The following is a 25,758-nucleotide window of genomic DNA, read 5'->3' on the forward strand; positions in this document are numbered from 1 at the left end:
TTCAGAGGATTCGGCCGATCTGTTTTTTCTAGCAGGAGGTGCAACTTTTCGGCACAGGCACGCCCGCCATGGGAAATACGCCTAACTAATTGATTTTAAATGTATTTAATGTGGATTTCCAGGCGCGTGTTTCAGAATGGACTATGGCTGAAAAACCACAGTCCACCTACAGGTTTTTACAACCATCTGGAGAGCGACGTTCGGATTTCGCTTTAAGGGCAACGGTGGTGAGCAGCGCGTCTTAAAGACAAGGGTTAAAACGGGAAATAACGCTACGGAATCAACGGCGCCAAGATTGCAGAATATCTCTATACTTTAATCATGGAGGATAGGCGAAAGCACGAGCGTCTGCGGCAACGGGTTCCATGAACCTGTTCGCGAGCCGCCTGTCCGGAGCGCCGCCGTAGTCCATGTGCAGTCCGTATGTTGCAGCCAAAAGGCTGCGACGAGCAGCCGCCTCGGAATGACCGTGCCGCCAGCCAGTAGCAGCGCGGTCAGCCGTATCAGCCATCGCGCTGCCACTTCAAACCGCCCCTGAACGAATGATCTCAGAACAGGAAATATCGCTGCGCCATCGGCAGCACCGTTGCCGGTTCGCAGGTCAGCAACTCCCCATTCGCCCGTACTTCGTAGGTTTCCGGATCAACCTCGATGTCGGGGGTGAGGTCGTTGTGGACCATCGACGCCTTGGAGATGCCGCCGCGAGTGTTCTTCACTGCAACGAGATCCTTGGCAACACCGAGACGGCCCTTGAGGCCGGCATCGAGCGAAGCCTGCGAAACGAAGGTGACCGAAGAGTTCGTCAGGCTCTTGCCGAAGGACGCAAACATCGGCCGGTAATGCACCGGTTGAGGCGTCGGGATCGAGGCATTTGGATCGCCCATGGGTGCCGCGGCAATGGAGCCGCCGAGCAGCACCATATCCGGCTTCACGCCGAAAAAGGCCGGGTTCCATAGGACGAGATCGGCGCGCTTGCCGATTTCGATGGAGCCGATCTCGTGCGACAGCCCGTGCGCAATCGCCGGATTGATCGTGTATTTGGCGACGTAACGGCGGACACGGAAATTGTCGTTGTCGCCCTTTTCTTCTTTCAGACGGCCGCGCTGGCGCTTCATCTTGTCTGCGGTTTGCCAGGTGCGGATCAGCACCTCACCGACACGGCCCATGGCCTGACTGTCCGAGGAGATGATCGAGAACGCTCCGATATCGTGCAGGATGTCTTCCGCAGCGATCGTCTCCTTTCGGATACGGCTTTCAGCAAAGGCGATATCCTCAGGGATCGACGGCGACAGGTGATGGCACACCATCAGCATGTCCAAATGCTCGGCAATCGTGTTGACCGTATAGGGCCGCGTCGGGTTGGTGGATGACGGAATGACGTTCGGTTGACCGCAGATCTTGATGATGTCGGGTGCGTGACCGCCACCCGCACCCTCCGTATGGAAGGCATGGATGGTACGGCCCTTGATCGCGCCGATCGTATCTTCCACGAAGCCGCTTTCGTTCAGCGTATCGGTATGGATCATCACCTGTACGTCATATTCGTCTGCAACCGACAGGCAGCAGTCGATGGCGCCGGGCGTCGTGCCCCAATCCTCGTGCAGCTTAAGCGAGGTCGCACCGGCAAGCACCATTTCCTGCAATGCGCCCGGCAGCGACGCATTGCCCTTGCCGGCGAAAGCAAGGTTCATCGGGAAGGCATCGGCAGCCTCGATCATGCGCGCGATATGCCACGGACCTGGGGTACAGGTGGTCGCCAGTGTGCCGTGCGCAGGCCCGGTGCCGCCGCCTAGCATACAGGTGAGCCCGCTCATCAGCGCTTCTTCGATCTGCTGCGGAGCGATGAAATGGATGTGGCTATCCATGCCGCCGGCCGTGATGATCTTGCCTTCACCGGCAATCGCTTCCGTACCCGGACCGACTATGATGTTGACACCGGGCTGTGTGTCCGGATTGCCGGCCTTGCCGATCGCCGCGATACGACCGTCCTTCAGGCCGATATCAGCCTTGTAGATGCCGGAATGGTCGATGATGACGGCATTGGTGATGACGGTATCGACCGCGCCATCCGCCCGCGTCACCTGGCTCTGGCCCATGCCGTCACGGATGACTTTCCCGCCGCCGAACTTCACCTCTTCGCCATAGGTGGTAAAATCCTTTTCGATCTCGATAAAAAGCTCCGTATCGGCAAGGCGGACCTTGTCGCCGATGGTCGGACCGAACATGCCGGCGTATGCCTTGCGAGAGATCTTGTGGGGCATCTATCAGGCTCCTTGGGAGGAAGAGACGAATGGTTTTCCGGCAAACCGCCTGAGACGGCCGGCCGCAATATAGGAGTCGACGAGCTGCTTTTCGGCGGCGAAGGGATGCCATTCCCAGCCCACATGGCCGAAACCTGCGAGCGTCACCTCGTCGTTGGGAAATCTGTCGAGCACTTCGCCGATCACGATCATGCCGCTGCTCGGCACGACGTAAGGCGCCGGCGAGAAGGCAGACAGCGCCTGATCGACGGCTTCGTGAACCTGTTTGTCAACGATCCGATGCACCTTGCCGGCTTCAGCACAGAAAGCGTTGAATTGGCTGGTGTAATCGTCGCAGAAATCATCGAGCTCCGGATGCGAAGCCGCAAGAGGTGCCCGCATCGCCGCGAATTTTTTGGGATCACGCACACTCCAGATTTCCGAGGCTTCGACAACACCGGGATGGATGCGCCAGCTTTCGGAGCCGAGTATGGCCTTGGCGGGCCGGCCGGTATTGCATACGGCAACCACATCAGTGCGCGTGCCGCCGGCACCATAGGAGCGGCATTCGTTGAAGCGGATGACGAGGTCTGCGGCATCGATGATCTCAGCCCCTCCTTCTCCCACTTCGCCGTTGCCCACGATCATGATCGTCCTGCCCACCTTACTGGCCCATTCCATTGGCGAGTTCTTTGAGCTCCTTGGTCCTGAGGTCCGTCAGGTCAGCAAGACAGCCCGCCACCAGCATTGGCTCCATCGTGCCGCCGCGTGCCTGAAAGCCGTAATTCTCACAGTGAGCGTCGCGATAACTGATCCAGGCGCGCTGTGCCTTGAGAAGCGCCTGTTCGGCACCCTTCATGTCACCATCGAGATCCTTGTCCATCGCCACCATTGCTGCGCGTGTCTGCTTGTACTGGGCATTGAGCGCCTTGTCGGCCTCCTCATAGCGCGCCTGCGCGCAGCTCGTCATGTCGGACTGTGTCTGAGCATTGTCGCAGTCCACATCCTCGGCATGGGCGGCACAGGCGGCAAGCAGCACAAATGCCCCACCGATGAGCCCGATCTTCAAGCGCATGAATTTCCTCCCGTCATTTTCTTTTAATTAGAGCCGGCCCATGACGAGCTGGCGGAAGCCATAGACTTCGCGCTTGCCGGAGAGCGGTATGAGCGTCACCGAGCGGGTCTGGCCCGGCTCGAAACGGACGGCCGTGCCCGAGGGAATGTCGAGGCGCATGCCGTGAGCCTTGTCACGATCGAAGGACAGGCCGGCATTGGTTTCGGCAAAATGATAGTGGCTGCCCACCTGCACAGGGCGGTCACCAGTATTGGAAACGTCGAGCGTCACGGTCGGTGCGCCGGCATTGAGCTCGATCTCGCCATCAGCGGCAATGATTTCGCCAGGGATCATGTATCTCTCCTTAAGCCGCCTCGGGCGCACAGCCCTCGGCCTTCAGAACACGCTTCGTCGAAGCCGGATATTTCTCAAGTTTCGATGCGGGCCGAATCGGTCGGGCGGCAAAATTGCCGCCGCAATTGGGGCACTCGCCCTTCAGCACATTGTCGACACAAGCCGCACAGAACGTGCATTCGAAGGTGCAGATCATCGCTTCCGCGCTGTCGGGCGGCAGATCCTTGTCGCAGCATTCGCAATTGGGTCGCAGGTCCAGCATGGCGCGCTCCTCAGCGGATTGGTTCGTGCACGGTCACAAGCTTCGTGCCGTCGGGGAATGTCGCCTCGACCTGCACGTCATGGATCATCTCGGCAATGCCTTCCATCACCTGGTCGCGGCTGATCACATGGGCGCCAGCTTCCATCAGTTCGGCGACCGGGCGGCCGTCACGGGCGCCTTCGACGACGAAATCGCTAATGAGGGCGATCGCCTCCGGATAGTTCAGCTTGACGCCGCGCTCCAGCCGCCGGCGGGCCACCATGGCGGCCATGGAAATCAACAGCTTGTCTTTTTCTCTCGGAGTGAGGTTCATCGTCTATCCGCTTGTTGAACTCATAGATTCCAGACTTTCGGCACAGGCGCTCCATTGCGCAAGGCGGAAATGACCGGGATGAGGATTTTTCTGAGAGCAAAGCCATCGGCTGCAGCAAGGCGCACGACGATTTTATCGCTCCAGGCGCTTGCTCCGCCCATATGCCCGTCCACCAGCGGTCGCACTTTGGCGAGATAGGCTTCCGACATCGGTCCGGCATAAAGCACCGTCGCGAAAGCCACCTGCCCGCCGAGCACCGCCTGCTCTGCCGCAAGCAGCGCCACCGCATCGGAAAGGCGCAGTTCCTCGGCATGAACAAGCTGGCCCGACCGACGGATGCGCCAGCGATCGCGAAACAGCCCTGTTTCCATCGTCTCGCCCATCGCCTTGCGCCCGAGCAGGATTGCCTCGACGGCGAGGAACTCTGCGCTGTCATCGAGATCGACATCCAGACGACGAAACAGCGATGCACGATCGAAAAGAATGGTCTCCTGCGGCAGCCAGTCGACGCGGGCGCCTGGTCCCACCGTGATCTGCGTCGTCACATCTGCCGTTCCGGCCGATGCCCTGTAGATCTTCTCGCAGGCTTGCGTCGTCACGTCGATGCGCGTACCCGCTCCCGCTGACACGCTCCAGTTCATCCGGTCGCCGCCAGTCAATCCGCCGGCCGTATTGATGATGACGGCTTCCATCGAGGCATCGAACGTATCCGGCAGGCGGATCTTCGCCGCACCTTCCTGATAAAGCTCCTGAATCCGCGTACGCCCGCCCTGCACCTTGGCAGCAAGATGCCCGCGTCCTTCTGCTCTCTGCGGTCTCGTGATGCCCGCTGCCACGCCTGTCATGCCACCCCCGTGCAGAAGCCATCCTGTCTGGCAACTTGCGTTGAATGTGTCTGTTGACTGCAACAAAGCAAGTCCCGTGCCGCTTTCCGAGTGCCCGTGCCCTAACGGGCCACAAGGATGGGGCGGAAGGCATCTGCCGCAAAATGCGGCATCTGCCAGCGCGATCGCCAGAGGGATCATACGGTCAGATGGCGGCGCGCTTCCGGCGTATCCAGCGTCTCGGCAAGACCCTCGTGAACGATCTCTCCGCGGTCCATGATGTAGACATAATCGGCAAGCTCCCGACAGAAATCGAGATACTGCTCGACAAGCAGGATCGCCATGCCGGTGGAATCGCGAAGATACCGGATCGCCCGGCCGATATCCTTAATGATGGAGGGCTGGATGCCCTCGGTCGGCTCGTCGAGCACCAGGATCTTCGGCCGCGTGACCATGGCGCGGCCGATCGCCAGTTGCTGTTGCTGCCCGCCCGAGAGATCGCCGCCGCGACGCGACAACATCGACTTCAGCACCGGGAAGAGACTGAAGATATCGTCGGGGATGTTACGGTCGCGGCGGCCAAGCGGAGCAAAGCCGGTTTCGAGGTTTTCCTTCACCGTCAGCAGCGGGAAGATTTCACGCCCCTGCGGCACATAACCGATGCCTTGTTTGGCGCGGGCAAAGGGCGGCAAGCCGTTCAGCTTGGTATCGTTGAAGGTGATCGTACCGGCAGACAGCGGATGCTGGCCGGTAACGGCGCGCAGAAGAGAACTCTTCCCCACGCCGTTACGCCCCAGCACGCAGGTGATCTTGCCCATCTCGGCCTTGATCGAGATGCCACGCAGCGCCTGGGCTGCGCCATAATGAAGATTTGCGTTTTCGACTGTCAGCATCTTAGCGCCCCAGATAGTTCTCGATCACCTTCGGATCGTTGCTGACGAAATCGATGGATCCTTCTGCCAGCACCGAGCCTTCCGCAAGGCATGTCACCTTCACGCCGAGATCTCGGATGAAACCCATGTCGTGCTCGACAACGACGACGGACCGGGTCCTGGCTATATCCTTGAGCAGGGTCGCCGTCTCCGCCGTTTCCGCATCGGTCATGCCTGCCACCGGTTCGTCGACGAGCAGCAGCTTCGGCTCCTGCGCCAGCAGCATGCCGATTTCCAGCCACTGCTTCTGGCCGTGCGACAGGTTGGCCGCGAGCTCATCGCGCCGATGCGTCAGCCGCACCGTCTCAAGGATCTCATCGATACGATCCCTGTCCTCACCGGAAAGGCGATAGAAGAGCGTCGAAAACACCGTGCGCCGGCGGTTGAGCGCCAGTTCCAGATTGTCCCAGACCGTATGGCTTTCGAAGACCGTCGGCTTCTGGAACTTTCGGCCGATGCCAAGTTGAGCGATGTCGGCCTCGTCCTTCTTGGTGAGATCAACCGTGCCGTTGAAGAAGACCTCGCCCTCATCGGGCCTGGTCTTACCGGTGATGATATCCATCATCGTCGTCTTGCCGGCGCCGTTCGGGCCGATGATCGCCCGGAGTTCGCCGGGTTCGATGACGATGGAGAGCGAGTTCAGCGCCTTGAAGCCGTCGAAGGAGACCGAGACACCGCTGAGATAGAGCACGCTGTTGGGTTTGACGTCGGGGATCATAGGTCTACTCCGCAGCCTGGATTTTTACCTCGACGCCCTCTTCGGCAGCCGCCGGCGGCACGCCGTTCGAGACCGGTTTCCGCTTGCCGAGGTATTGGGCGATGGTGCCGACGATGCCCTTGGGCAGCAGCAGCGTGACGAGCACGAAGAGGCCACCCAATGCAAACAGCCAATAATCGGGGAAGAGGCCGGTAAAGATCGTCTTGCCGCCATTGACGAGGATAGCGCCGATGATCGGTCCGATCAGCGTCGCCCGCCCGCCGACAGCCGTCCAGATGACGACTTCGATGGAGTTGGCCGGAGCAAATTCGCCGGGGTTAATGATGCCGACCTGCGGCACATAGAGCGCGCCGGCAATGCCCGCCATCATCGCCGAGACGACGAAGGTGAAGAGCTTGAAATGCTCGACACGATAGCCGAGGAAGCGCGTGCGGCTTTCCGCATCACGCACGCCGACCAGCACCTTACCGAATTTCGAGCGTACGATGGCCGAAGCGACCATCAGAGAAAACGCCAGGAAGATTGCGGTTGCCGCAAAGAGGGTCGCACGCGTGCCATCCGCCTGCACGTTGAAGCCAAGAATATCCTTGAAATCGGTCATGCCGTTATTGCCGCCGAAGCCCATGTCGTTGCGGAAGAAAGCGAGCAGCAGCGCGTAGGTCATGGCCTGCGTGATGATCGACAGGTAGACGCCGTTGACGCGGGAGCGGAAGGCGAACCAGCCGAAGACGAAGGCAAGCAGGCCAGGCACGAGCAGCACCATGAGTGCTGCAAACCAGAACTGGTCGAAGCCGTACCAGAACCAGGGCAGCTCCTTCCAGTTCAGGAAGACCATGAAATCAGGCAGGATCGGGTCGCCATAGACGCCGCGCGAGCCGATCTGGCGCATGAGATACATGCCCATCGCATAGCCGCCGAGCGCGAAGAAGGCGCCGTGACCGAGCGAGAGAATGCCGCAGAAACCCCAGACGAGATCAAGCGCCAGTGCCAGCAGCGCATACGTGAGATACTTGCCGAACAGCGCCATGATATAGGTCGGCACATGCAGCGGACTGTCCGCCGAGGTCGCCAGGTTCAACACCGGCACCAGAATCGCGACCACCAGCAGGATGGCGATGGCAATGGAAATCCGGCGATCGAGAGACCGGAGAAGGAAGGCCGTAATCATGCTTCCACCGCTCTTCCTTTGAGTGCGAACAGCCCGCGCGGCCGCTTCTGGATGAAGAGAATGATGAGGACGAGCACCAGGATCTTGCCGAGCACGGCGCCGGCAAAGGGCTCTAGGAATTTGTTGACGACGCCGAGCGACAGAGCGCCGACCAGTGTGCCCCAGAGATTGCCGACACCGCCGAAGACCACGACCATGAAACTGTCGATGATGTAGCTCTGGCCGAGATTCGGCGAGACGTTATCGATCTGCGAGAGCGCCACGCCCGCCATGCCGGCAATGCCGGAGCCGAGCGCGAAGGTGAAGGCATCGACCCAGCCGGTGCGGATACCCATGGATGACGCCATGCGCCGGTTCTGGGTAACGGCACGCATCTGCAGGCCGAAGGCGGAGCGTTTCAGGAGCATCAACAGTGTCACGAAGACGGCTATAGAGAAGACGATGATCCAGAGACGGTTCCAGGTGATCGACAGGCCACCGAACTCGAAAGCGCCCGACATCCAGCTCGGATTGCGCACTTCACGGTTGGTCGGGCCGAAGACCGTGCGCACCGCCTGCTGCAGGATCAGCGATACGCCCCAGGTGGCCAGCAGCGTCTCCAGCGGCCGGCCATAAAGGTAGCGGATGACGACGCGTTCGATGATGAGGCCAACGAAACCGGTAAACACGAAGGCGGCAGGCACGGCGAAGGCCAGCGAATAGTCGGCCATGCCGGGAAAGTTCGCAGTAATATATTCCTGCACGACATAGGTCGTGTAGGCGCCGATCATCACCATCTCGCCATGCGCCATGTTGATGACGCCCATGACGCCGAAGGTGATGGCAAGGCCGATGGCCGCAAGCAGCAGCACCGAGCCGAGCGACAGCCCGTACCAGACGTTTTGGACGATATTCCAGAGGGCCAGGCTGCGGTTGATGGTGGAAATATGCGCCTGAATGGCAGGCTTGAGATCATCGGGCGCCGTTGCCAGCGCCGTGGTCAGAATGGTCAGCGCATCGCGGCCGCCACGGGCAGCAACCGTATCGATGGCAGCCCTCTTCTCATCGGCGCTCATTTCGCTCTTCAGCACCATGACCGCGCGGGCCGCTTCCATCGTGCTCTTGATATCGGCATCCTTTTCGTCGGCCAAAGCGGAATTCAAGAGGTCGAGATTGGCCGGATCGGCATCCTTCAAAAGCCCCTGGGCAGCCGCAAGGCGGGCGGCGCGATCGGGGCTCAGGAGCGTCATTTGGCTCGTCATCGTACCGATGAGCGTGCGCAGCGAATTATTGATCTTCACCTTCGACATCATGTCGGGATCGATATCCGCGATAGCCTCGCCGGTGATCGGGTCGGAATAGGTCGGCTCGTCGTCCGTGCCGCCCTGAACGAGGACGGGCCCTCCCGCGTCGGAATTGACGTAGAGAAGACCATCGCTCAGCTGCTGCAATATCTGGCTGACATGCGCATCCTTGGAAGCAACGAGCGCCGTGATGGCCGCTTCACGCTCCGGAAAACCGCCGATACCGAGCGCATCGACAAGAGCGTGGATATCGTCCTGGGCCTTCAGGCCTGCCGTCACGCCGGTAAGCGTTAGGCAAAGGGTTAAAAGAAAGATCTTGATGGCGCGATACATCGGCTTTCCCGCCTAAATCGTTGGCCTCTCGGCAATACCGCTGGGGACGGAGCTTCCGCCCGGATTGAAATCCGGACGGAAGTCTTGAGGCTCGTGTCGGATCGGCTAACTCAGGAACCCTTGCCGCCGCACTTGCCGGTGGCAACGTTGAAGTTGCCGCAGTTCATCGGCTTGCGCCAATCGGAGATCAGATCCTTGGAGTCCGGCAGGAAGTCGGACCATTCGTCGCCGACGACCGCAGGAGTCTGCTGAACGATTTCGAACTGGCCGTCGGCCTGAATTTCACCGATCAGCACCGGCTTGGTGATGTGGTGGTTCGGCATGACGGTCGCCGTGCCACCGGAAAGGTTTGGAACGGAGACGCCGATGATGTGGTCGAGAACCGCATCCGTGTCGGTCGTGCCGGCGGCCTGAACAGCCTTAACCCAGGCATTGAAACCGATATACGCAGCTTCCATCGGGTCGTTGGTCACGCGCTTGTCGTTCTTGGTGTAGGCATGCCATTCCTTGATGAACTTCTTGTTGATCGGCGTATCGACCGATTCAAAGTAGTTCCAGGCGGCGAGATGGCCGACGAGCGGCTTGGTGTCGAGACCGGCAAGTTCTTCTTCGCCAACCGAGAAGGCCACGACCGGGATGTCGGTTGCCTTGATGCCCTGGTTGCCGAGCTCCTTGTAGAAGGGAACGTTGGCGTCACCGTTAATCGTGGAGACGACGGCGGTCTTCTTGCCGGCCGAGCCGAATTCCTTAATCTTGGAGACTTCCGTCTGCCAGTCGGAGAAGCCGAACGGTGTATAGTTGATCAGGATGTCTTCCTTCGGAATGCCCTTGGATTCGAGATAGGCTTCCAGGATCTTGTTGGTCGTGCGCGGATAGACATAGTCGGTACCTTCGAGCACGAACCGCTTCACGCCTTCATTCTTCATCAGGTAATCGACGGCCGGGATCGCCTGCTGGTTCGGGGCAGCACCCGTGTAGAAGATATTGCGCGACGATTCTTCACCCTCGTACTGAACCGGGTAGAAGAGCAGCGAATTCAGCTCTTCGAAAACCGGCAGAACCGACTTGCGCGAAGACGAGGTCCAGCAACCGAAAACCGCCGCAACCTTGTCCTTTTCGATCAGCTCGCGTGCCTTTTCCGCAAAGAGCGGCCAGTCGGACGCCGGGTCGACGACGACGGCTTCGAGCTTCTTGCCGAGGAGACCGCCCTTCTTGTTCTGCTCGTCGATGAGCATCAGCATGGCGTCTTTCAGCGTCGTTTCGGAAATCGCCATCGTGCCCGAAAGCGAATGCAGAACGCCGACCTTGATCGTGTCGTCGGCGGCAAGCGCTCCGTGGAAGGCGGCCGATGCGGCCATGACGGCACCAAGCGCAGCGCCCGTGATAGTGGATCTGAGATTCATCTGGTTGAACTCCCCTCTTCTTGTTCCGCAACAGGCCGGAAACGGAAATTAACTGTTGCCGAGGGGACTATCGGGTGCTGCAGCGCGAAAACACATACGCAAAATGACGTAGGCGGCAGGGGCAAACGCGCATGTAGGGACGAGGAAGGGCACCCCGCAGACGGGATGCCCGTCGGTTCGATATTATCCGTCGATCGTCATGGTGACGGATGTCGGGCCGTATGAAAGGGTCGCCCTGTGGCCGGAGATGGTGAACCTGTCGAAGATGCCGGTGATGGCTTCCGCCTTCAGTATCTCGATCTGCGTTCCAGGCGCCGGGGCGTAGCCCGGGGCAAGTGTGACGTCGAGGTCGCCGGAGAGCGCCGCCTTACCCGCAATGACGAGCGTGCCCGCGCCGTCAGCACCGAGCGTCGGCTTTACCGCGGTATTGGCGAGCTGCTGGTAATCACCGCCAACGGTCAGGGGCTTATCGGCCGCCAGGACGAGAGAACCGCCGTTCACGGACAGTCCGCCGGTGCCGAAGGCCGAGGGTGAGCCAGCCACCAGCACGCCTTCTTCCAGCACCGTGCCGCCGGCAAAGCTGTTGGCGCCGGAAAGCCCGAGGATGCCGTTGCCGCGCTTCACCAGCCTACCCTTGCCGCCGATGTCGTTACGCCAAGTGTCGATCGCATTGAAGCCGCCCTTTGCGGCATCCATCGTCACGGTCACGTCCTGATCGAAGGCGCCATAGCCGTCTGCGGCGGCAAACAGGTTGAGACGACCGTAGCCTTCAGCATCATCGAGCAGCGGATAGCCCGAGGCGATCTCCGTCGTGCCAAGCACGTCGCGGCGCTGCTCACCATCGAGATAGGGCAGACGCGTTTCGAGAAGCGCTTCGGCGCCCAGCGGTACGCGCGCCGGCTGGTCGGTCGCATGGATCGTCGGCAGGCCGTAGCTCAGGCGCTGCAGCACGTAGGCGCGGTTGGCGTCATGATCGGCGAAACGGTCTGCGGCGAGCGGCGCTGCATGGGCCGCAATTTCGAGCGCGCCGGCATCCGCAACACCTGATTTGGCAATGAGCCATGACTGCGCTTGGGCGTAAGCATCGCTCTTCAGCGCGGCGTTATCGGCTTTGTTCAGATTGTAGACGACCGTGGCCGTGCCGAGCATGCGGCCGCCCATCACGTCGAGCGGGGAATGCATGCCGGCGAGGACGCGGTCCTCGCCCATTTCACTGGCGCGCGCGACCATTTCCTGGAAGCGCTGCGGCACGAGATAGGCCATGGCCAGCGCATCCCGCCAGGCTTCGGCCGTATGACCGCTCGGGAAACCGCCGTCTTCGACAGGCTTGCCGCTCTTGGCAGGCTCCAGCGTCGGGACGACCGATACGTCCTTGCTCCAGCGGTAGGGACGGGCATATTTGAAATAGCGTTTGGCGGGTTCGGTCGAGCCGTCGCTGCTCGCGGCGTTGATGAAGTCGATCGCAAGACCCATGTCCGGATTGGCATCGGTCTTGTTTTCCGCGTCCGGCTTGCTGCCGGCGCCGCGATTGTTGCCCTTGTCGTCGTATTTGACCGTCGTCGCATCGGCCGCCACCTCGGTGATCGTAGTGGTCTGTTTCGAACCGGCTTTCCAGGCATCCGTCAACGGACCAAGGCCATCGACGATGCTGGCATTCTTGCCCCGCCGATCGTCGAGATAAGCGGCAACTGCCTGATCGGCCGTCCGTGCTCGCGTCGCTTTGATGACATAGGCAATGTTGGCGTCATGGACGAGCTTGTTGACGACCTGACCGTCGGTCTTGCTCAAGGGAATGCCATCCCAATCCGTCTTGGCGACAGCGGGGCAATTGTCCTTGGCCGGGGCCTCTACGCCAGCATCAACGAACGGCGTGCGCGGCGTCCAGACTTCGAGGAAGCCGGAGAGAAGATGGACGGCGGCATTGGTGTCCGCGGTCGAGAAGCAGGCATCACCACGCTTGTTGGTGTTTCCGGCCTCCACATAAGGCGCTTTTACCGCCGTGGCCTGCTCGGCAGCGGCAAGCGATGGCACGATCGAAAGAAGGCAGAGCGCGGTGCTCAGGCGGCAAAGGCTTGGAACAGACATGGTGATACCCGAATTGGTGGAACGGACGGCGGGAGAGTTAGGGCCCTTATGTGACAGACCGGTTTCAAAAATATTGCCGTTCTGTGAATCTGCCAGCGTTCCGCCTCTTGCCTTTCCCGCTCATCCCGCCAAAAGTGGCTCAAAGACGGTAAGCTGACCGAAACGCCGGAAAGAGGGCATGACAGCGCGCCAACGCATCATTCCGGTGAGACGCGAATATAATCGCTGGGTCGCCAACCAGACGCTCGAAGATTACGCGCTGCGCTTCACCGCAAAGAGCGCCCGCCGCTTCTCCTCCCAGCGCATCTCGCAGACGGCGATCGGCGCCATCTCCTTCTTGGCGCTGGAGGCGATCGGCGGTGCCATCACACTGTCGTACGGCACCACCAATGCCTTCTTCGCCATCATCGTCGCCTCCATCGCGATGCTCGCGATCGGCCTGCCGATCAGCCGCTACGCGATCCGCCATGGCGTCGACATCGACCTGCTGACGCGCGGCGCGAGCTTCGGCTATATCGGCTCGACCATAACCTCGCTGATCTATGCGAGCTTCACCTTCATGCTGTTCGCGATCGAGGCCTCGATCATGTCGGGCGCGTTGGAGCTGACGCTCGGCATTCCACTCTGGATCGGCTACATCATCAGCGCCGTCATGGTGATCCCGCTCGTCACCCACGGCGTGCGGCTGATCAGCAAGTTCCAGCTGATGACCCAGCCCTTCTGGATCATCCTGAACATCCTGCCCTTCATTTTCATCGCCTTTCTGGACTGGGGCAAATTCGATGTCTGGCGCGCCTTCGCCGGCATCCGCCACGCTTCCGGCCCACCCGGCACGGTCGCAGATTTCAACCTCGTCGAGTTTGGCGCAGCCTCCGCCGTCATCCTCGCGCTCATGTCGCAGATTGGCGAACAGGCGGACTTCCTGCGCTTTCTGCCCCCCGATCCGCAGCGCAAATGGCGCCACCGCCTCGCCGTCTTCCTCGCCGGCCCCGGCTGGGTCATCATCGGCGCGCCGAAACTTCTAGCCGGCTCCTTCCTCGTGGTGCTGACCTTCACATCGGGCGTGCCAGCCGATCGTGCCGCCGACCCGGCGCAAATGTATCTAACCGCCTTCGGCTATATGATTCCCTGGCAGAATGCCGCCCTGCTGCTGATGGCCGCCTTCGTGGTGGTCTCGCAGCTCAAGATCAACGTGATGAATGCCTATGCCGGCTCGCTTGCCTGGTCGAACTTCTTCTCGCGTCTGACGCACAGCCATCCCGGCCGCGTCATCTGGCTCGTTTTCAACGTGGCGATTGCGCTGCTCCTGATGGAACTCGGCATCTACCGGCTGCTCGAAGAAACGCTCGGCATCTTCTCGATTATCGCCATGGCCTGGCTCTGTACGATATCGGCCGACCTCTTCATCAACAAGCCGCTCGGCCTTGCCCCTCCGGGCATCGAATTCAAGCGCGCCCATCTCTATGACATCAATCCGGTCGGCCTCGGCGCCATGACCTTGTCTGCAGGCACTGCGCTGATCGCCCATTTCGGCATTTTCGGTTCGGTTGCCGCGTCGCTTGCCCCCTACATCACCCTGGCAATTGCGCTGATCGCCTCGCCTGCCCTTGCCTGGGCAACCAAGGGCAAGTTCTATCTCGCCCGCAAGCCGCGCCATGCCTGGAAGAACCTGACCACCATCACCTGCTCCGTCTGCGAACATCCCTTCGAGCCTGAAGATATGGCCTGGTGCCCGGCCTATGCCGCGCCGATCTGCTCGCTCTGCTGCTCGCTCGACAGCCGCTGCCACGACATGTGCAAGCCCAATGCCCGCTTCAATGCACAGGTCGGCGCCGTCGCAAAGACCCTGTTGCCGGAAACCATCGTCCAGAAGCTGACCACCCGCCTTGGCCGCTACGGTATTGCCGTGGCGCTGGCCCTGACAGCCGTCGGGGCAATCCTTGCCATGATCGCCCATCAGGTGGGTTCCGCCTCGCCGGAGACTGCCGAAGTCGTCAACAGAACCATCCTGATCGTCTTCTTCGTCTTCTCGGTCATCGCCGGCATTGCCTGCTGGTTCTATGTGCTTGCCCATGACAGTCGTGTCGTCGCCGAGGAGGAATCCTCCCGCCAGAACACCCTGCTCCTGAAAGAAATCGCCGCCCACAAGAAGACCGATGCGGCGCTTCAGGCCGCCAAGGAAAGCGCTGAGGCCGCCAACCGCGCCAAGAGCCGCTATGTCGTAGGCTTGAGTCACGAACTGCGCACGCCGCTGAATGCCGTTCTCGGTTACGCCCAGATCCTTGAGCGCGACGAGACGATCCCTGCGCCGAGGCAATCTTCCATCAAGGTTATCCGCCGCAGCGCCGAGCATCTCTCCGGCCTGATCGATGGCCTTCTGGACATCTCGAAGATCGAGGCGGGCCGCCTGCAGGTCTATTCGAACGAGATCAATATCCAGGACTTTCTCGACCAGATCGTCGATATGTTCCGACCGCAGGCGCAGGCAAAGGGCCTGTCCTTCATCCATGAGCGTTCGCAGGCGCTGCCGCAATTCGTCCGAACCGACGAAAAGCGGCTGCGACAGATTCTCGTCAACCTGCTCTCCAACGCCATCAAATTCACCGACGAAGGCAGCGTCACCTTCGATGTCGGCTACCGCAGCCAGGTCGCGACCTTCGCCGTCTCCGACACCGGACGCGGCATCGCCGAGAAGGATCTGACGCGCATCTACGAGCCTTTCCAGCGCGGTGAAGCGGAGAGTGTGCGCCCCATGCCCGGTCTCGGCCTTGGCCTCACCATCACTCGATTGCTGACCAACACGCTCGGCGGCGAGATCTCCGTTGCGAGTGAAAAGGACAGGGGCTCCACCTTCCGCGTGCGCCTCATGCTGTCGGCCGTTATGCGCCCTGCAGCCCCGCCGCAGGAGAAAAAGATCGTCAGTTATGACGGTCCGCGCCGCACCATCGTCGTTGTCGACGACAACGAGGATCATCGCGAAATGATGCGGGAAATCCTGGTTCCCCTCGATTTCATCGTGCTGACCGCCGCAAGCGGTCCCGACTGCCTGACGCTCGTTGAAGGTATCGAGCCGGACCTTTTTCTCGTTGATATCTCGATGCCCGCCATGAACGGCTGGCAGCTCGTCTCCCGGCTGCGCGAGACCGCACGCACAGCGCCGATCGTGATGCTATCGGCCAATATCGGCGATGCCGCCGCTCATAGCGACAGCGACGACAGCCATAATGATTCGATCGGCAAGCCGGTCGATCTCAAACAACTGCGCGACAAGCTCGCCCTGCATCTCGGCCTGAAATGGCTTTATGCCGACGACCAGACACCGGCGCCGGCAGCAGCCAGCTTGCCGCTCAGGAGCCCCGGTGCTGCGCATGTGCAGGAACTGCTGCGCCTTGGCGAAATAGGCTACATCAGGGGCATAGAAGCCAAGCTCGCAGACCTTGCCAAGGTAGAGGCAAATCAGCCATTCACCGAGGAACTCCGCTCCTATGTCGGCGCTTTCGATCTCGCCGGCTTCCTGGATTTCCTGCACAAGTTCGAAGAAAAGGGTGAAACCGTTGGCTGAGCTTCCGCGCGATATCGTTCTGCTGGTCGACGATTCGCCAGAAGCGCTTGGTTTCCTGACGGATGCGCTGGAGCAGTCTGGCTTTTCCGTCCTGATCGCCACATCGGGCTCGGCCGCTCTCAGTATCGTCGAGCGCATCACGCCCGATCTCATCCTGCTCGATGCAGTCATGCCGGCGATGGATGGTTTCGAGACCTGCCGCAGGCTGAAAGCCAATGCCGCCGTCGCCCAGGTGCCCGTCATATTCATGACCGGCCTGACAGAAACCGAGCATGTGGTACATGCGCTCGAATCCGGTGGCGTCGATTATCTATCGAAACCGATCAATATCGACGAATTGCGCGCCCGCATCCGCGTCCATCTGCGCAACGCCCGCTCCGCCCAGAGCGCCCGCGTGGCGCTTGATGCCGCCGGGCGTCATCTGCTGGCGGTTAAAGGCGACGGCGCGATCCACTGGTCGACGCCGCAGGCGACCCGCCTCGTCAATGCCGCCATGGGCAGCGACGACGGCATGGACGTCGTCTCCCGCGCGATCGGCAACTGGATGAAGGAACGCACTGCCGCCGCTCGCGACGCCCTCATCTCCATCGCTCATGCTGGGCAGGCTGCCCTGCAACTCGCCTTTCTTGGCGCGATCGGTCCGGATGAATATCTCTTTCGCCTGACTGCCGCCAACCAACGCAACGATGACGCAGTCCTGCGTCAGTACTTTGCCCTGACACAGCGCGAATCCGAAGTGCTGATGTGGATCGCCAAAGGCAAGGCCAACCGCGATATCGGCGAAATTCTCGGCCTCTCCGCCCGCACGGTAAACAAGCACCTGGAACAGATCTATGTGAAGCTCGGCGTCGAAAACAGGGCATCTGCCGCCGTAAAGGCGGCGCATGTACTGCATGAGATGTGAGGGATTAGCACGGTAGCGCCCTCAGACGACCCGGTCCGGCGCCTCGCGGCCTTCGAAAAACGCCGTCACATTCTCCACCACCTTCATTCCCATCGCCGTGCGCGTCTCCTCGGTCGCGCTGCCGAGATGGGGCAGCAGAACGACATTCTCCATCCGTCGCAGCGCTTCCGGCACGTGTGGCTCCGCCTCGTAGACATCGAGCCCGGCGCCGCGGAGCGTGCCACTCTCCAGCGCCGAAATCAGCGCCGCCTCGTCGACGACATCGCCGCGCGCCGTGTTGATGAGAAAAGCGCCGGGCTTCATCGTTGCAAGCCGCGCCGCATTCATCAGGTGCCGGTTCTCCGCTCCACCGGGGCAATGCAGCGAGACGAAATCGGCAGCCGCCAGCACGTCCTCGACCGTCGGCAACTGCCGCGCGCCATAGCGCGCGGCTTCCTCGGGATCGACCGACGAGCGGTTAAAGAACACGATATCCATGCCGAAACCGAAATGGCAGCGCTGCGCAAAGGCCTTGCCAATGCGGCCGAAGCCGATGATGCCGAGTATCTTGCCTGATACCTTGGTGCCGACCATATGCGTCGGGCACCAGCCCTTCCATTCACCGGCGCGCAGCTGCCGGTCGCCCTCGCCGCCGCGCCGGGCAACGGAGAGCAGCAGCAGCATGGCGATGTCGGCGGTGCAGTCGGTCAGTACGCCGGGCGTATTCGTGACCGCAATACCCTTCGCCCTAGCGGCGGCGACATCGATATGATTGTAGCCGACGCCAAAATTGCCGAGGATCTTCGTGACGATCGATGCACCTTCGAAGACAGCCGCCGGCAGCCGGTCGGACACCGTCGGCAGCACTGCATCGTAGATCGAAAGCGCCAGCCTCAGCTCATTTTCGCCGAGCGGAAGATCGGCTCGGTTGAGCGTGACGTCGAAACGTTCGGCCAGAACAGCCTCTACCGCGGCTGGCCAGCGCCGAGTGACGAGAATGCGGGGTTTGGACATGGATGGCTCCGCCCGATGACAATGACGAGGGTTAGATCAGGTGAACAGGAATTGAAACGTCCACATAAGAAAGAAGCCCGGTCGATGACCGGGCTTCGATAATCATGTCCCCGAAAGGGAAGTGAGGCTTACATGCCCTGCGGCACGTAAGTGTACTTGCCGTCCGCGCCCTTCTTCCATTCGTACATGATGTAGCCGGGGATCTTCGGGTCGCCCTTTTCATCGTACGAGATGTCGCCGAGAACCGTCGGGAACGGGCCCTTTTCCTTCATGGCAGCGGCAACGGCTTCTGCGTCTGTTGAACCGGCAGCCTTGGCGGCACCGGCGATCACCTGCATCGCAGCGTAGGAATAGAGCGTGTAGGCTTCCGGGTTGAAACCGGCGGCCTTGAACTTTGCAACGAGGTCCTTGTTGGCCGGGTTCAGCGTCGGATCGGGACCGAAGGTGTTCAGCGTACCGGCGACGGCGTCACCAGCGATCGAGGCCAGTTCGTTGGAAACGATACCGTCACCCGAAACGAGCGTTGCCTTCAGACCCTGGTCAGCGGCCTGGCGGATGATGAGACCAGCTTCGGTGTGCAGACCGCCCCAATAAATGATCGAGACGCCGGCTTCCTTCATCTTGGCGATGAGGGCCGAGAAGTCCTTGTCGCCGACGTTGATGCCTTCGTACATGACTTCGGTGAGGCCAGCGGCATTCATAGCCTTCTTGGTTTCGTCGGCAAGGCCCTGACCGTACGGGGTCTTGTCGTGAACGACGGCGATCTTGGCGTCCTTGAAGTGATCGGCAAGATACTTGCCGGCGATGGCGCCCTGCTGGTCGTCACGGCCGCAGGTACGGAACGTGTTCCACAGGCCACGCTCAGTGAAAACAGGGTTGGTAGCAGCCGGGGTGATCTCCAGGATGCCGTTTTCGGCGTAAACTTCAGAAGCCGGGATGGAAACGCCCGAGTTGAAGTGGCCGATAACGAACTTCACGCCGTCGGCAACGAACTTGTTGGCAACGGAGATGCCCTGCTTCGGGTCGGAAACGTCATCGCCGAGCTCGATCTTGATCTGCTCGCCGTTGATACCACCAGCAGCATTGATGTCAGCGGCTGCCTGCTCGGCACCCTTCTGCAGCTGTGCGCCGAATGCAGCATTCGGACCTGTCAGCGGACCACCCACGCCGATCAGGATGTCAGCTCGTGCGACGCCGCCGAAAGCGACGATCGCCGTCAGTGCCACCGCTGACAAGAGAGACTTCTTCATATTGTTACTCCCAATTTTTGGGCGGGTTTCATTTGAAGACCCGGCGCACTACCCACCATTGACTGCGCCAGGAAAGCTGTTCCACTCTGAGGCTAATTCATGCCTAGTTTCAACGGGCTGTCAATGTTTCTCCTTCCACGAAAACGCGGAAGTTTTTTCGTACAGCCAGTAATAGTTGTTGACCATTTGATTGGTGCGGCGATAGCGGAACCCGGCTGTCGAGAAGATCAGTAGAGTTACGAAATCGATGATGTAGAAAAAGGCGCTGAGCATTGGGCCGTTGAACAGCGCATGATGCAGAAATTGCATCGCCCAGGCGAGCAGGAAGGTATAGACGACGACCAGCGGATAGGTGTTCCAGCCGTCCGCAACAGCCCTTCCGGCCCGCCACGCCGTCCAGAAACCGATGAGCACCACAAACGCACGGATGACGAGCTTTACGCCGTTGTCGCTTTCGAAGAAAAGGCCCTGCATAGTCAAATTCCCCCTTCTGCCGCGATCAATGCCGCCCGCCTTCGAGATAGGCGGCTCGGACCTCGGGATTGGCAAGCAGTTCCTTGCCACTGCCACTCATCGTCACCTTGCCGTTCACGAGCACATAGCCGCGGTGCGATAGCCTGAGCGCTGCGAATGCGTTCTGCTCCACGAGGAAGACGGTGAGCCCTTCTTTTTCGTTCAGCACTTTGATGGCCTCGAAGATGCCCTTGACGATCAACGGTGCAAGGCCGAGCGAAGGCTCGTCGAGAAGAAGGAGCTTCGGACGCGCCATTAGCGCGCGACCGATCGACAGCATTTGCTGCTCGCCGCCCGAAAGCGTGCCGCCGCGCTGCGACTGGCGCTCTTTCAGACGTGGAAACAACGTGAAGATCTTTTCCACATCCTCATGGAAATATTTGAGGTTGTCGAGGCCGGCGCCCATTTGGAGATTTTCCAGCACGGTCATACGCGGGAAAATGCGACGCCCTTCAGGAGACTGGGCAATACGCAGCCGGGCGATCTCATGGGTCGGCAGCTTGGTGATATCGCGGCCCTCGAAGACGACCGAGCCGGCTCGTGCCTGCGGGCTGCCACAGATCGTCATCATCAGCGTCGACTTGCCGGCACCGTTTGCGCCGATCAGGCTGACGATTTCGCCCTTGTTGACCTCGACATCAATTCCGGCAAGCGCACGGATATTGCCATAATAGGTTTCGACGCCGTGAACCTTCAGTAGTGGTTGATCCGCCATCAGTGTGCATTCCCTTCGAGGCTCTCCACGGTGGCGATGACCTCGTCTACTTCTTCGTCCTCGACGCCGAGATAGGCCGCAATGACCTTCGGGTCGTTCTTCACGTGCTCAGGCGTGCCGTCGGAGATCTTCTGGCCGTATTCCAGAACGATGACGTGGTCGGAGATTTCCATGACCACCGACATATCGTGTTCAATAAGCAGGATCGAAGTGCCGGTTTCCGTACGGATACCGCGCAGCAGCGCGTTGAGGGCGGCTGACTCACGCGGGTTGAGGCCGGCGGCAGGTTCATCGAGGCAGAGAAGCTCCGGTCCGGTGCACATGGCGCGGGCGATTTCAAGACGACGCTGGGCGCCGTAAGGCAGGTCGCCGGCCGGATCGTCTGCCCGGTCGATGAGGTCGGCCTTCTCCAGCCAGTAACGCGCAAGCTCGATGGCGGCTGCAGCTTCCTTCCTGTAGGGACCAATGCCGAGCAGGCCGAGCACCGTGAAACCCGAAGCCTTCATCAGCTTGTTGTGCTGCGCGACGAGCAGATTCTCCAGAACGGTAAGTCCCGAGAAAAGGCGGATGTTCTGGAAGGTACGAGCGACCCTGGCTTCCTTGGTAATACGAAAGTCCGGCAGACGCTCGAGCAGGTATTGCTTGCCGCTCTTCTGAGTCAGCGTGATCATACCCATCGTCGGCTTGTAAAAGCCGGTAATGCAGTTGAAGACGGTCGTCTTGCCCGCGCCGTTCGGGCCGATCAGCGCCGTGATTTCGCCGCGCTTGGCCTCGAAGGAGAAGTCGTTGATAGCCATAAGGCCGCCGAACTTCATCGACAGGTGCTCGACCTTGAGCAAAGTGTCATTCGACATCGTGTTCTCGACAGGGCTCATCAACCATGGCCCTCCTTGGTAAGGCTTCCAGATACCGCCTTGCGTTCCTTAAGGAAGGCGGTTGGTTCACGCGAGCCGACGAAGCCTCGTGGCTTGAACAGCATGACGATGACCATGGCGAGGCCGAAAAGCAGCATGCGATAGAGTTCAGGCGTGAATTCCGGTCCGAAGATGACCTTGAGGAAGCTCATTTCGCGCAGCACTTCCGTGCCCCCGACCATGACGACAGCAGCGATCGCAATACCCGTCAGCGAACCCATACCCCCTAGAACGACTATGGCGAGGATGACGGCCGATTCCAGGAACACGAAGGATTCCGGCGAAACGAAGCCCTGGCGGGCAGCGAAAAAGGAGCCTGCAAAGCCGCCGAACATTGCGCCTGTAGCAAAAGCCGTCAGCTTCGTCGTCACCGTATTGATGCCAAGCGAGCGGCAAGCGATTTCGTCTTCACGAAGCGCTTCCCACGCCCGACCGATCGGCATGCTACGCAACCGGATCGTCACGTAGGCGGTCAGCATGCAGAGCGCCAGAATGACGTAGAACAGGAAAATCTTGTAGTAGGCCGAGGAACTCGCCAGACCGAAGGCCTTTGTGAAATTATTCGCTTTGCCGACATCGAAGCTCCAGATGCCGAAGACCGAAGCCTTGGCGATGCCGGAGATACCGAAGGTGCCTTTGGTCACTTCTGTCCAGTTGATGATAACGAGGCGGATGATTTCGCCAAAGGCAAGCGTGACAATCGCCAGGTAATCGCCTCGCAGGCGCAGTACCGGAAAGCCGAGGATGACGCCCCAAAGTGCAGCGAAGATGCCCGCAAGCGGAAGAAGCACCCAAAAGGACAGGCCGAAATGGGCTGACAGCAGCGCATACGAATAGGCGCCAACCGCATAGAAGGCAACGTAGCCAAGGTCGAGCAGGCCGGCGAGACCGACGACGATGTTCAGACCCCACGCAAGCATCACATAGATCAGGATCTGGATGCCGAAATTGTCGACCCACTTCAGCGCGCCCTGCGGACCGAGGAAATAGGCGGTGGCCAGCGGATAGACCAGAAGGAATATGAGCGCGATTTTCAGGAAATGCGTCCGGAAGAAGCCTTTGTCGGTCGAAATATCGAGTTCGCCGTGACGCGCCTTCGAAAGCTTGCGCTGGTCGAGATGTGGCTTGACGAAAACGACCATGACGAAACGGCCGAGAGCGGCGATCAGAACGAAGATTGCAAGCAGCCCCCAGCGCTGAACGACAATCAACTCGTTATTGATGTTCTGCTGCGTGCCGAGACCGACATAGAGAACGAACAGGCCAAGTGAGATAAGGCCGGCGAAGAAGGCTTCCCTAAGCCCCTTCTGGACAAGCCCGGCGTCGGACTTGCCAGCGGAAGTGTCGATGTTTGCCATGATTTATACCTTCTCGACTTCCGGCCGCCCGAGAATACCCGTCGGCTTGAAGATCAGCACGAATGCAAGGATGGCGAAGGTAGCGACATCCTTATAAGCAATCGTGAAATAGGCCGACCAAAGGGATTCTATAAGGCCGATCATCAGTCCGCCAAGAACGGCGCCCGGAAGAGAGCCGATGCCGCCGAGAACGGCTGCGGTGAAGGCCTTGACGCCCGGGACAAAACCGTCCGCGAAGGACGCGACACCGTAATACATAAGGTACATCGTGCCGGCGACGGCTGCGAGTGCAGCACCCATTATGAAGGTAATGGAGATCGTCTGATCAACGTTGACTCCGAGGAGAGCCGCCATTTTGCGGTCCTGTTCGGTGGCGCGCTGGGCGCGTCCGAGTGCCGTTCTGTTGACGATGTACCAGAAAGCGGCGAGCAGGACCACCGTGATGACGACGATGATGATCTGCTTCAACGAAATAGACAGGCCGCCGATATTATAAACCGTGCCGACAAGCGGCGGGATCGGCTTGTTGCGCGGGCCCTGCGTGACCTGGATGAAGTTCGACAGCGTGATCGACATGCCGATCGCGGTAATCAGTGGCGCCAAGCGGAAAGAACCGCGCAGCGGGCGGTAGGCGACACGCTCGATCGTCCAATTCCACAAGCTCGTCATCAGCATCGCAATCACAAGCATCGCCAGCAGCAGCACAGCTACCGGAAGACCTGCGAAGATGGATGTGAGAACGAGAAAGACGATAAGAGCAGCGAAACCACCAAGCATGAAAATATCGCCATGAGCGAAGTTGATCATGCCGATAATGCCGTAAACCATCGTATAGCCAATAGCCACAAGGCCATAGATGGATCCGAGAGTCAGCCCGTTGAAGAGCTGCTGGACGAAATACTCCATATGTCATTTCCCCTGGATGCGAACCAAATTTAAGTTGCATCTCTTATTGATTTTATCGCTCTTGCTTTCACAGGAGCCTCTAACTCGCATTGCATAGCGGTTTCGTTGGAAATGTGAAGACAAAAAGGATTTACTGCGTCAGAATCTTGGGCAAACAGGCCTAAATGGCGCAATTCAAACCAAAATCCACACAAAAGCGGCATCGGTTGGCAAATTTTTAGCCAGAGCAGCTTCCGGCGCTTCATCTCTCGTCCTCAAATCAGGCCGGCGACGTTCGCTTTGTGCGTAAACCGTTCCACAAATAGGGAACTTGAAGAAATTCCAAACTAGCAGATGCTATAAATTGCAAATGTCATTTCTGGGTAAATGCTGGTCACGCGCTTTATGCGAACCCGCGAACCCGTGCTATGTTGGGCATTCCAGCAAGGGTGCGGCAACATCCTACTCTCTATATATAGGGTGGTGTCTCAAGACGAAGTTATGGGCGAATGGCAGGAATATGCTGAAGACATTTGAACGGGCAGCCCTCGAAGCCGGCAAGGCCATTATAGAAATCTTCTGCAACGGCTGCCCGGTGGAAATGAAGGCCGATGAAAGTCCGGTGACGTCCGCCGACCGGGAGGCTGAGCGAATCATACTGACGCATCTGGAGCGCGATTTCCCTAAAATCCCTGTCATCGCCGAAGAATCGGTAGCTGCTGGCAAGGTGCCCGATATTGCCGGAAAGTCATTCTTCCTCGTCGATCCCTTAGATGGAACCCGGGAATTCCTGGATAAGCGCCAGGAGTTCACCGTCAATATCGCCTATGTGGAAAATGGCATCCCGGTCGTTGGCATCGTCTACGCCCCTGCCCTCGGCGTCGCTTTTTCCGGCGAGCGCGGAAATGCAGAGAAGCTGGTGATCGACGACGAATTTGCGATAACTCAGAGAATGCCGATCAACGTGCGCAAACAGCCGGCAGAGGGCATGGCGCTCGCGAGCTTTCGGCATGACAGCCCTGAGACCGGCCTCTTTCTCGCCAGGCATGCGATCTCCAAATGCACCAATATCGGTTCGTCTCTCAAATTCTGCCTGCTGGCAGAAGGCAAGGCCGATGTCTACCCACGCTTCACCCGCACCATGGAATGGGATACCGCGGCCGGCGATGCAGTGTTGCGCGCAGCCGGCGGATCGACTGTCACGATGGACGGCCAACCGCTCATCTACGGTAAAACCGGCGCGGCTGCCGATTTCGACTTCGCAAATCCCCATTTCGTGTCCTGGGGCGGCGAGAAGCCTGCGTTCGAACAGGCTTAGCGATCGCCGAAAATTGGCTGAGCTGAGCAACATCAGGACCAGCCTGGCCTCTGGTCGGGAGATCCCCCACTAATCGTTCAGGCTTCACTTTTGATTCGCAGCCGCGCCCGATTCCTTTTCCCGCCGCATCCTCTTCGACTGTCGCCGCCGACGTCGTGTGACTTCGGTAACATCGCGCCTACGACAGACACAATTATGGTATTCAAGCCATAGTTTCAGATGACCGGTTCCCGCAGCATTCACCCGGTCTCATTGCGGCACAATAGACGCCAGATTCGATCCCGGCCGGACCGGGATTGCTGTGGACCTGCCGGGAATGGAGCGTTTTGGCGCGGTGTAAGCCGTGGCGATCGCACCTTCCCGTCTGCCGTCCCAAA

The 25,758-nt window shown here is 59.8% G+C and carries 22 protein-coding genes and 1 pseudogene; 3 read left to right on the forward strand and 20 right to left on the reverse strand.

Annotated elements, in window-relative coordinates; all coding sequences use genetic code 11:
• Positions 1-548 precede the first annotated feature (548 nt).
• From ureC to FHT92_RS14545, 13 genes and pseudogenes are all read right to left on the reverse strand, one after another.
• Positions 549-2,261, reverse strand: coding sequence for an urease subunit alpha (ureC, locus tag FHT92_RS14485; protein ID WP_183826118.1), 1,713 nt, complete (start codon positions 2,259-2,261; stop codon positions 549-551).
• 3 nt (positions 2,262-2,264) lie between these two features.
• Positions 2,265-2,888 carry a Urease operon accessory protein gene (locus FHT92_RS14490; protein ID WP_183826303.1) on the reverse strand — a complete coding sequence of 208 codons (624 nt, stop codon included), beginning with the start codon at positions 2,886-2,888 and terminating at the stop codon, positions 2,265-2,267.
• A 16-nt stretch (positions 2,889-2,904) separates the two neighbouring features.
• On the reverse strand, positions 2,905-3,315 hold the full coding sequence (locus FHT92_RS14495) for a lysozyme inhibitor LprI family protein (protein WP_183741524.1): 411 nt from the start codon (positions 3,313-3,315) through the stop codon (positions 2,905-2,907).
• A 27-nt stretch (positions 3,316-3,342) separates the two neighbouring features.
• Entirely contained in the window at positions 3,343-3,648 is a 306-nt protein-coding gene (locus tag FHT92_RS14500; RefSeq protein WP_183826121.1) for an urease subunit beta, read from the reverse strand.
• Between the two features lie 10 nt (positions 3,649-3,658).
• Positions 3,659-3,910: a DUF1272 domain-containing protein gene (locus FHT92_RS14505; protein WP_183741526.1), complete on the reverse strand. Its 252-nt coding sequence runs from the start codon at positions 3,908-3,910 to the stop codon at positions 3,659-3,661.
• Positions 3,911-3,920: 10 nt separating this feature from the next.
• Positions 3,921-4,223 carry an urease subunit gamma gene (locus FHT92_RS14510; protein ID WP_007816043.1) on the reverse strand — a complete coding sequence of 101 codons (303 nt, stop codon included), beginning with the start codon at positions 4,221-4,223 and terminating at the stop codon, positions 3,921-3,923.
• 20 nt (positions 4,224-4,243) lie between these two features.
• Positions 4,244-5,068, reverse strand: a complete 825-nt coding sequence (locus FHT92_RS14515; protein ID WP_183826124.1) for an urease accessory protein UreD — start codon at positions 5,066-5,068, stop codon at positions 4,244-4,246.
• A 176-nt stretch (positions 5,069-5,244) separates the two neighbouring features.
• A complete protein-coding gene (urtE, locus tag FHT92_RS14520; RefSeq protein WP_183741530.1) occupies positions 5,245-5,940 on the reverse strand; it encodes an urea ABC transporter ATP-binding subunit UrtE in 696 nt (231 codons plus the stop codon).
• 1 nt (position 5,941) lies between these two features.
• Positions 5,942-6,697, reverse strand: a complete 756-nt coding sequence (gene urtD / locus FHT92_RS14525) for an urea ABC transporter ATP-binding protein UrtD (RefSeq protein WP_183826127.1) — start codon at positions 6,695-6,697, stop codon at positions 5,942-5,944.
• 76 nt (positions 6,698-6,773) lie between these two features.
• Positions 6,774-7,865 (reverse strand): annotated as a pseudogene (gene urtC, locus FHT92_RS14530) (urea ABC transporter permease subunit UrtC); the annotation flags it as partial.
• A complete protein-coding gene (gene urtB, locus FHT92_RS14535) occupies positions 7,862-9,481 on the reverse strand; it encodes an urea ABC transporter permease subunit UrtB (protein ID WP_183826133.1) in 1,620 nt (539 codons plus the stop codon). The gene urtB and the pseudogene urtC, both read right to left, overlap by 4 nt.
• A gap of 110 nt (positions 9,482-9,591) precedes the next feature.
• Positions 9,592-10,884, reverse strand: a complete 1,293-nt coding sequence (gene urtA / locus FHT92_RS14540; protein ID WP_183741539.1) for an urea ABC transporter substrate-binding protein — start codon at positions 10,882-10,884, stop codon at positions 9,592-9,594.
• Between the two features lie 183 nt (positions 10,885-11,067).
• Entirely contained in the window at positions 11,068-12,969 is a 1,902-nt protein-coding gene (locus FHT92_RS14545) for an acid phosphatase (protein WP_183826136.1), read from the reverse strand.
• 178 nt (positions 12,970-13,147) lie between these two features.
• On the opposite strand from FHT92_RS14545, the gene FHT92_RS14550 reads away from it, so the two are divergent.
• Positions 13,148-16,531 carry an ATP-binding protein gene (locus tag FHT92_RS14550; protein ID WP_183826139.1) on the forward strand — a complete coding sequence of 1,128 codons (3,384 nt, stop codon included), beginning with the start codon at positions 13,148-13,150 and terminating at the stop codon, positions 16,529-16,531.
• On the forward strand, positions 16,524-17,435 hold the full coding sequence (locus FHT92_RS14555) for a response regulator transcription factor (RefSeq protein ID WP_183826142.1): 912 nt from the start codon (positions 16,524-16,526) through the stop codon (positions 17,433-17,435). The genes FHT92_RS14550 and FHT92_RS14555 overlap by 8 nt, the downstream gene beginning before the upstream one ends.
• Positions 17,436-17,456: 21 nt before the next feature.
• On the opposite strand, the gene FHT92_RS14560 is transcribed toward FHT92_RS14555, so the two are convergent.
• The 7 genes from FHT92_RS14560 to FHT92_RS14590 all read right to left on the reverse strand — a co-directional run bounded on the left by FHT92_RS14560 (position 17,457) and on the right by FHT92_RS14590 (position 24,084).
• Entirely contained in the window at positions 17,457-18,428 is a 972-nt protein-coding gene (locus FHT92_RS14560; protein ID WP_183826145.1) for a D-glycerate dehydrogenase, read from the reverse strand.
• A 128-nt stretch (positions 18,429-18,556) separates the two neighbouring features.
• Positions 18,557-19,678 carry a branched-chain amino acid ABC transporter substrate-binding protein gene (locus tag FHT92_RS14565; RefSeq protein ID WP_183741549.1) on the reverse strand — a complete coding sequence of 374 codons (1,122 nt, stop codon included), beginning with the start codon at positions 19,676-19,678 and terminating at the stop codon, positions 18,557-18,559.
• Between the two features lie 120 nt (positions 19,679-19,798).
• On the reverse strand, positions 19,799-20,152 hold the full coding sequence (locus FHT92_RS14570; RefSeq protein WP_183741551.1) for a DUF6867 family protein: 354 nt from the start codon (positions 20,150-20,152) through the stop codon (positions 19,799-19,801).
• Between the two features lie 25 nt (positions 20,153-20,177).
• Positions 20,178-20,906 carry an ABC transporter ATP-binding protein gene (locus FHT92_RS14575; protein ID WP_183741553.1) on the reverse strand — a complete coding sequence of 243 codons (729 nt, stop codon included), beginning with the start codon at positions 20,904-20,906 and terminating at the stop codon, positions 20,178-20,180.
• Complete coding sequence (locus tag FHT92_RS14580) at positions 20,906-21,781, reverse strand: ABC transporter ATP-binding protein (protein WP_183741555.1); 876 nt, start codon at positions 21,779-21,781, stop codon at positions 20,906-20,908. Before FHT92_RS14580 ends, FHT92_RS14575 begins: the two co-directional genes overlap by 1 nt.
• Positions 21,781-23,178 carry a high-affinity branched-chain amino acid ABC transporter permease LivM gene (livM, locus tag FHT92_RS14585; protein WP_183826148.1) on the reverse strand — a complete coding sequence of 466 codons (1,398 nt, stop codon included), beginning with the start codon at positions 23,176-23,178 and terminating at the stop codon, positions 21,781-21,783. The genes FHT92_RS14580 and livM overlap by 1 nt, the downstream gene beginning before the upstream one ends.
• A 3-nt stretch (positions 23,179-23,181) precedes the next feature.
• Entirely contained in the window at positions 23,182-24,084 is a 903-nt protein-coding gene (locus FHT92_RS14590) for a branched-chain amino acid ABC transporter permease (RefSeq protein ID WP_183741559.1), read from the reverse strand.
• A gap of 499 nt (positions 24,085-24,583) precedes the next feature.
• Here FHT92_RS14590 and cysQ point away from each other — a divergent pair, with 499 nt between their 5' ends.
• Entirely contained in the window at positions 24,584-25,381 is a 798-nt protein-coding gene (gene cysQ / locus FHT92_RS14595) for a 3'(2'),5'-bisphosphate nucleotidase CysQ (protein ID WP_183826306.1), read from the forward strand.
• The last annotated feature ends 377 nt before the right edge of the window (positions 25,382-25,758 follow it).

The organism is Rhizobium sp. BK377, from assembly GCF_014193935.1.
GTDB lineage: Bacteria > Pseudomonadota > Alphaproteobacteria > Rhizobiales > Rhizobiaceae > Rhizobium.

Excerpts from the sequence above, each read along its gene's own strand:
- urtA (WP_183741539.1), bottom strand. The coding sequence starts at position 10,884 with ATGAATCTCAGATCCACTATCACGGGCGCTGCGCTTGGTGCCGTCATG.
- FHT92_RS14515 (WP_183826124.1), bottom strand. The coding sequence starts at position 5,068 with ATGACAGGCGTGGCAGCGGGCATCACGAGACCGCAGAGAGCAGAAGGA.
- FHT92_RS14565 (WP_183741549.1), bottom strand. The coding sequence starts at position 19,678 with ATGAAGAAGTCTCTCTTGTCAGCGGTGGCACTGACGGCGATCGTCGCT.
- FHT92_RS14560 (WP_183826145.1), bottom strand. The coding sequence starts at position 18,428 with ATGTCCAAACCCCGCATTCTCGTCACTCGGCGCTGGCCAGCCGCGGTA.
- FHT92_RS14545 (WP_183826136.1), bottom strand. The coding sequence starts at position 12,969 with ATGTCTGTTCCAAGCCTTTGCCGCCTGAGCACCGCGCTCTGCCTTCTT.
- FHT92_RS14575 (WP_183741553.1), bottom strand. The coding sequence starts at position 20,906 with ATGGCGGATCAACCACTACTGAAGGTTCACGGCGTCGAAACCTATTAT.
- ureC (WP_183826118.1), bottom strand. The coding sequence starts at position 2,261 with ATGCCCCACAAGATCTCTCGCAAGGCATACGCCGGCATGTTCGGTCCG.
- FHT92_RS14500 (WP_183826121.1), bottom strand. The coding sequence starts at position 3,648 with ATGATCCCTGGCGAAATCATTGCCGCTGATGGCGAGATCGAGCTCAAT.
- urtB (WP_183826133.1), bottom strand. The coding sequence starts at position 9,481 with ATGTATCGCGCCATCAAGATCTTTCTTTTAACCCTTTGCCTAACGCTT.
- FHT92_RS14490 (WP_183826303.1), bottom strand. The coding sequence starts at position 2,888 with ATGATCGTGGGCAACGGCGAAGTGGGAGAAGGAGGGGCTGAGATCATC.
- FHT92_RS14590 (WP_183741559.1), bottom strand. The coding sequence starts at position 24,084 with ATGGAGTATTTCGTCCAGCAGCTCTTCAACGGGCTGACTCTCGGATCC.
- FHT92_RS14505 (WP_183741526.1), bottom strand. The coding sequence starts at position 3,910 with ATGCTGGACCTGCGACCCAATTGCGAATGCTGCGACAAGGATCTGCCG.
- urtE (WP_183741530.1), bottom strand. The coding sequence starts at position 5,940 with ATGCTGACAGTCGAAAACGCAAATCTTCATTATGGCGCAGCCCAGGCG.
- cysQ (WP_183826306.1), top strand. The coding sequence starts at position 24,584 with ATGCTGAAGACATTTGAACGGGCAGCCCTCGAAGCCGGCAAGGCCATT.
- FHT92_RS14580 (WP_183741555.1), bottom strand. The coding sequence starts at position 21,781 with ATGAGCCCTGTCGAGAACACGATGTCGAATGACACTTTGCTCAAGGTC.
- livM (WP_183826148.1), bottom strand. The coding sequence starts at position 23,178 with ATGGCAAACATCGACACTTCCGCTGGCAAGTCCGACGCCGGGCTTGTC.
- FHT92_RS14510 (WP_007816043.1), bottom strand. The coding sequence starts at position 4,223 with ATGAACCTCACTCCGAGAGAAAAAGACAAGCTGTTGATTTCCATGGCC.
- urtD (WP_183826127.1), bottom strand. The coding sequence starts at position 6,697 with ATGATCCCCGACGTCAAACCCAACAGCGTGCTCTATCTCAGCGGTGTC.
- FHT92_RS14570 (WP_183741551.1), bottom strand. The coding sequence starts at position 20,152 with ATGCAGGGCCTTTTCTTCGAAAGCGACAACGGCGTAAAGCTCGTCATC.
- FHT92_RS14550 (WP_183826139.1), top strand. The coding sequence starts at position 13,148 with ATGACAGCGCGCCAACGCATCATTCCGGTGAGACGCGAATATAATCGC.
- FHT92_RS14495 (WP_183741524.1), bottom strand. The coding sequence starts at position 3,315 with ATGCGCTTGAAGATCGGGCTCATCGGTGGGGCATTTGTGCTGCTTGCC.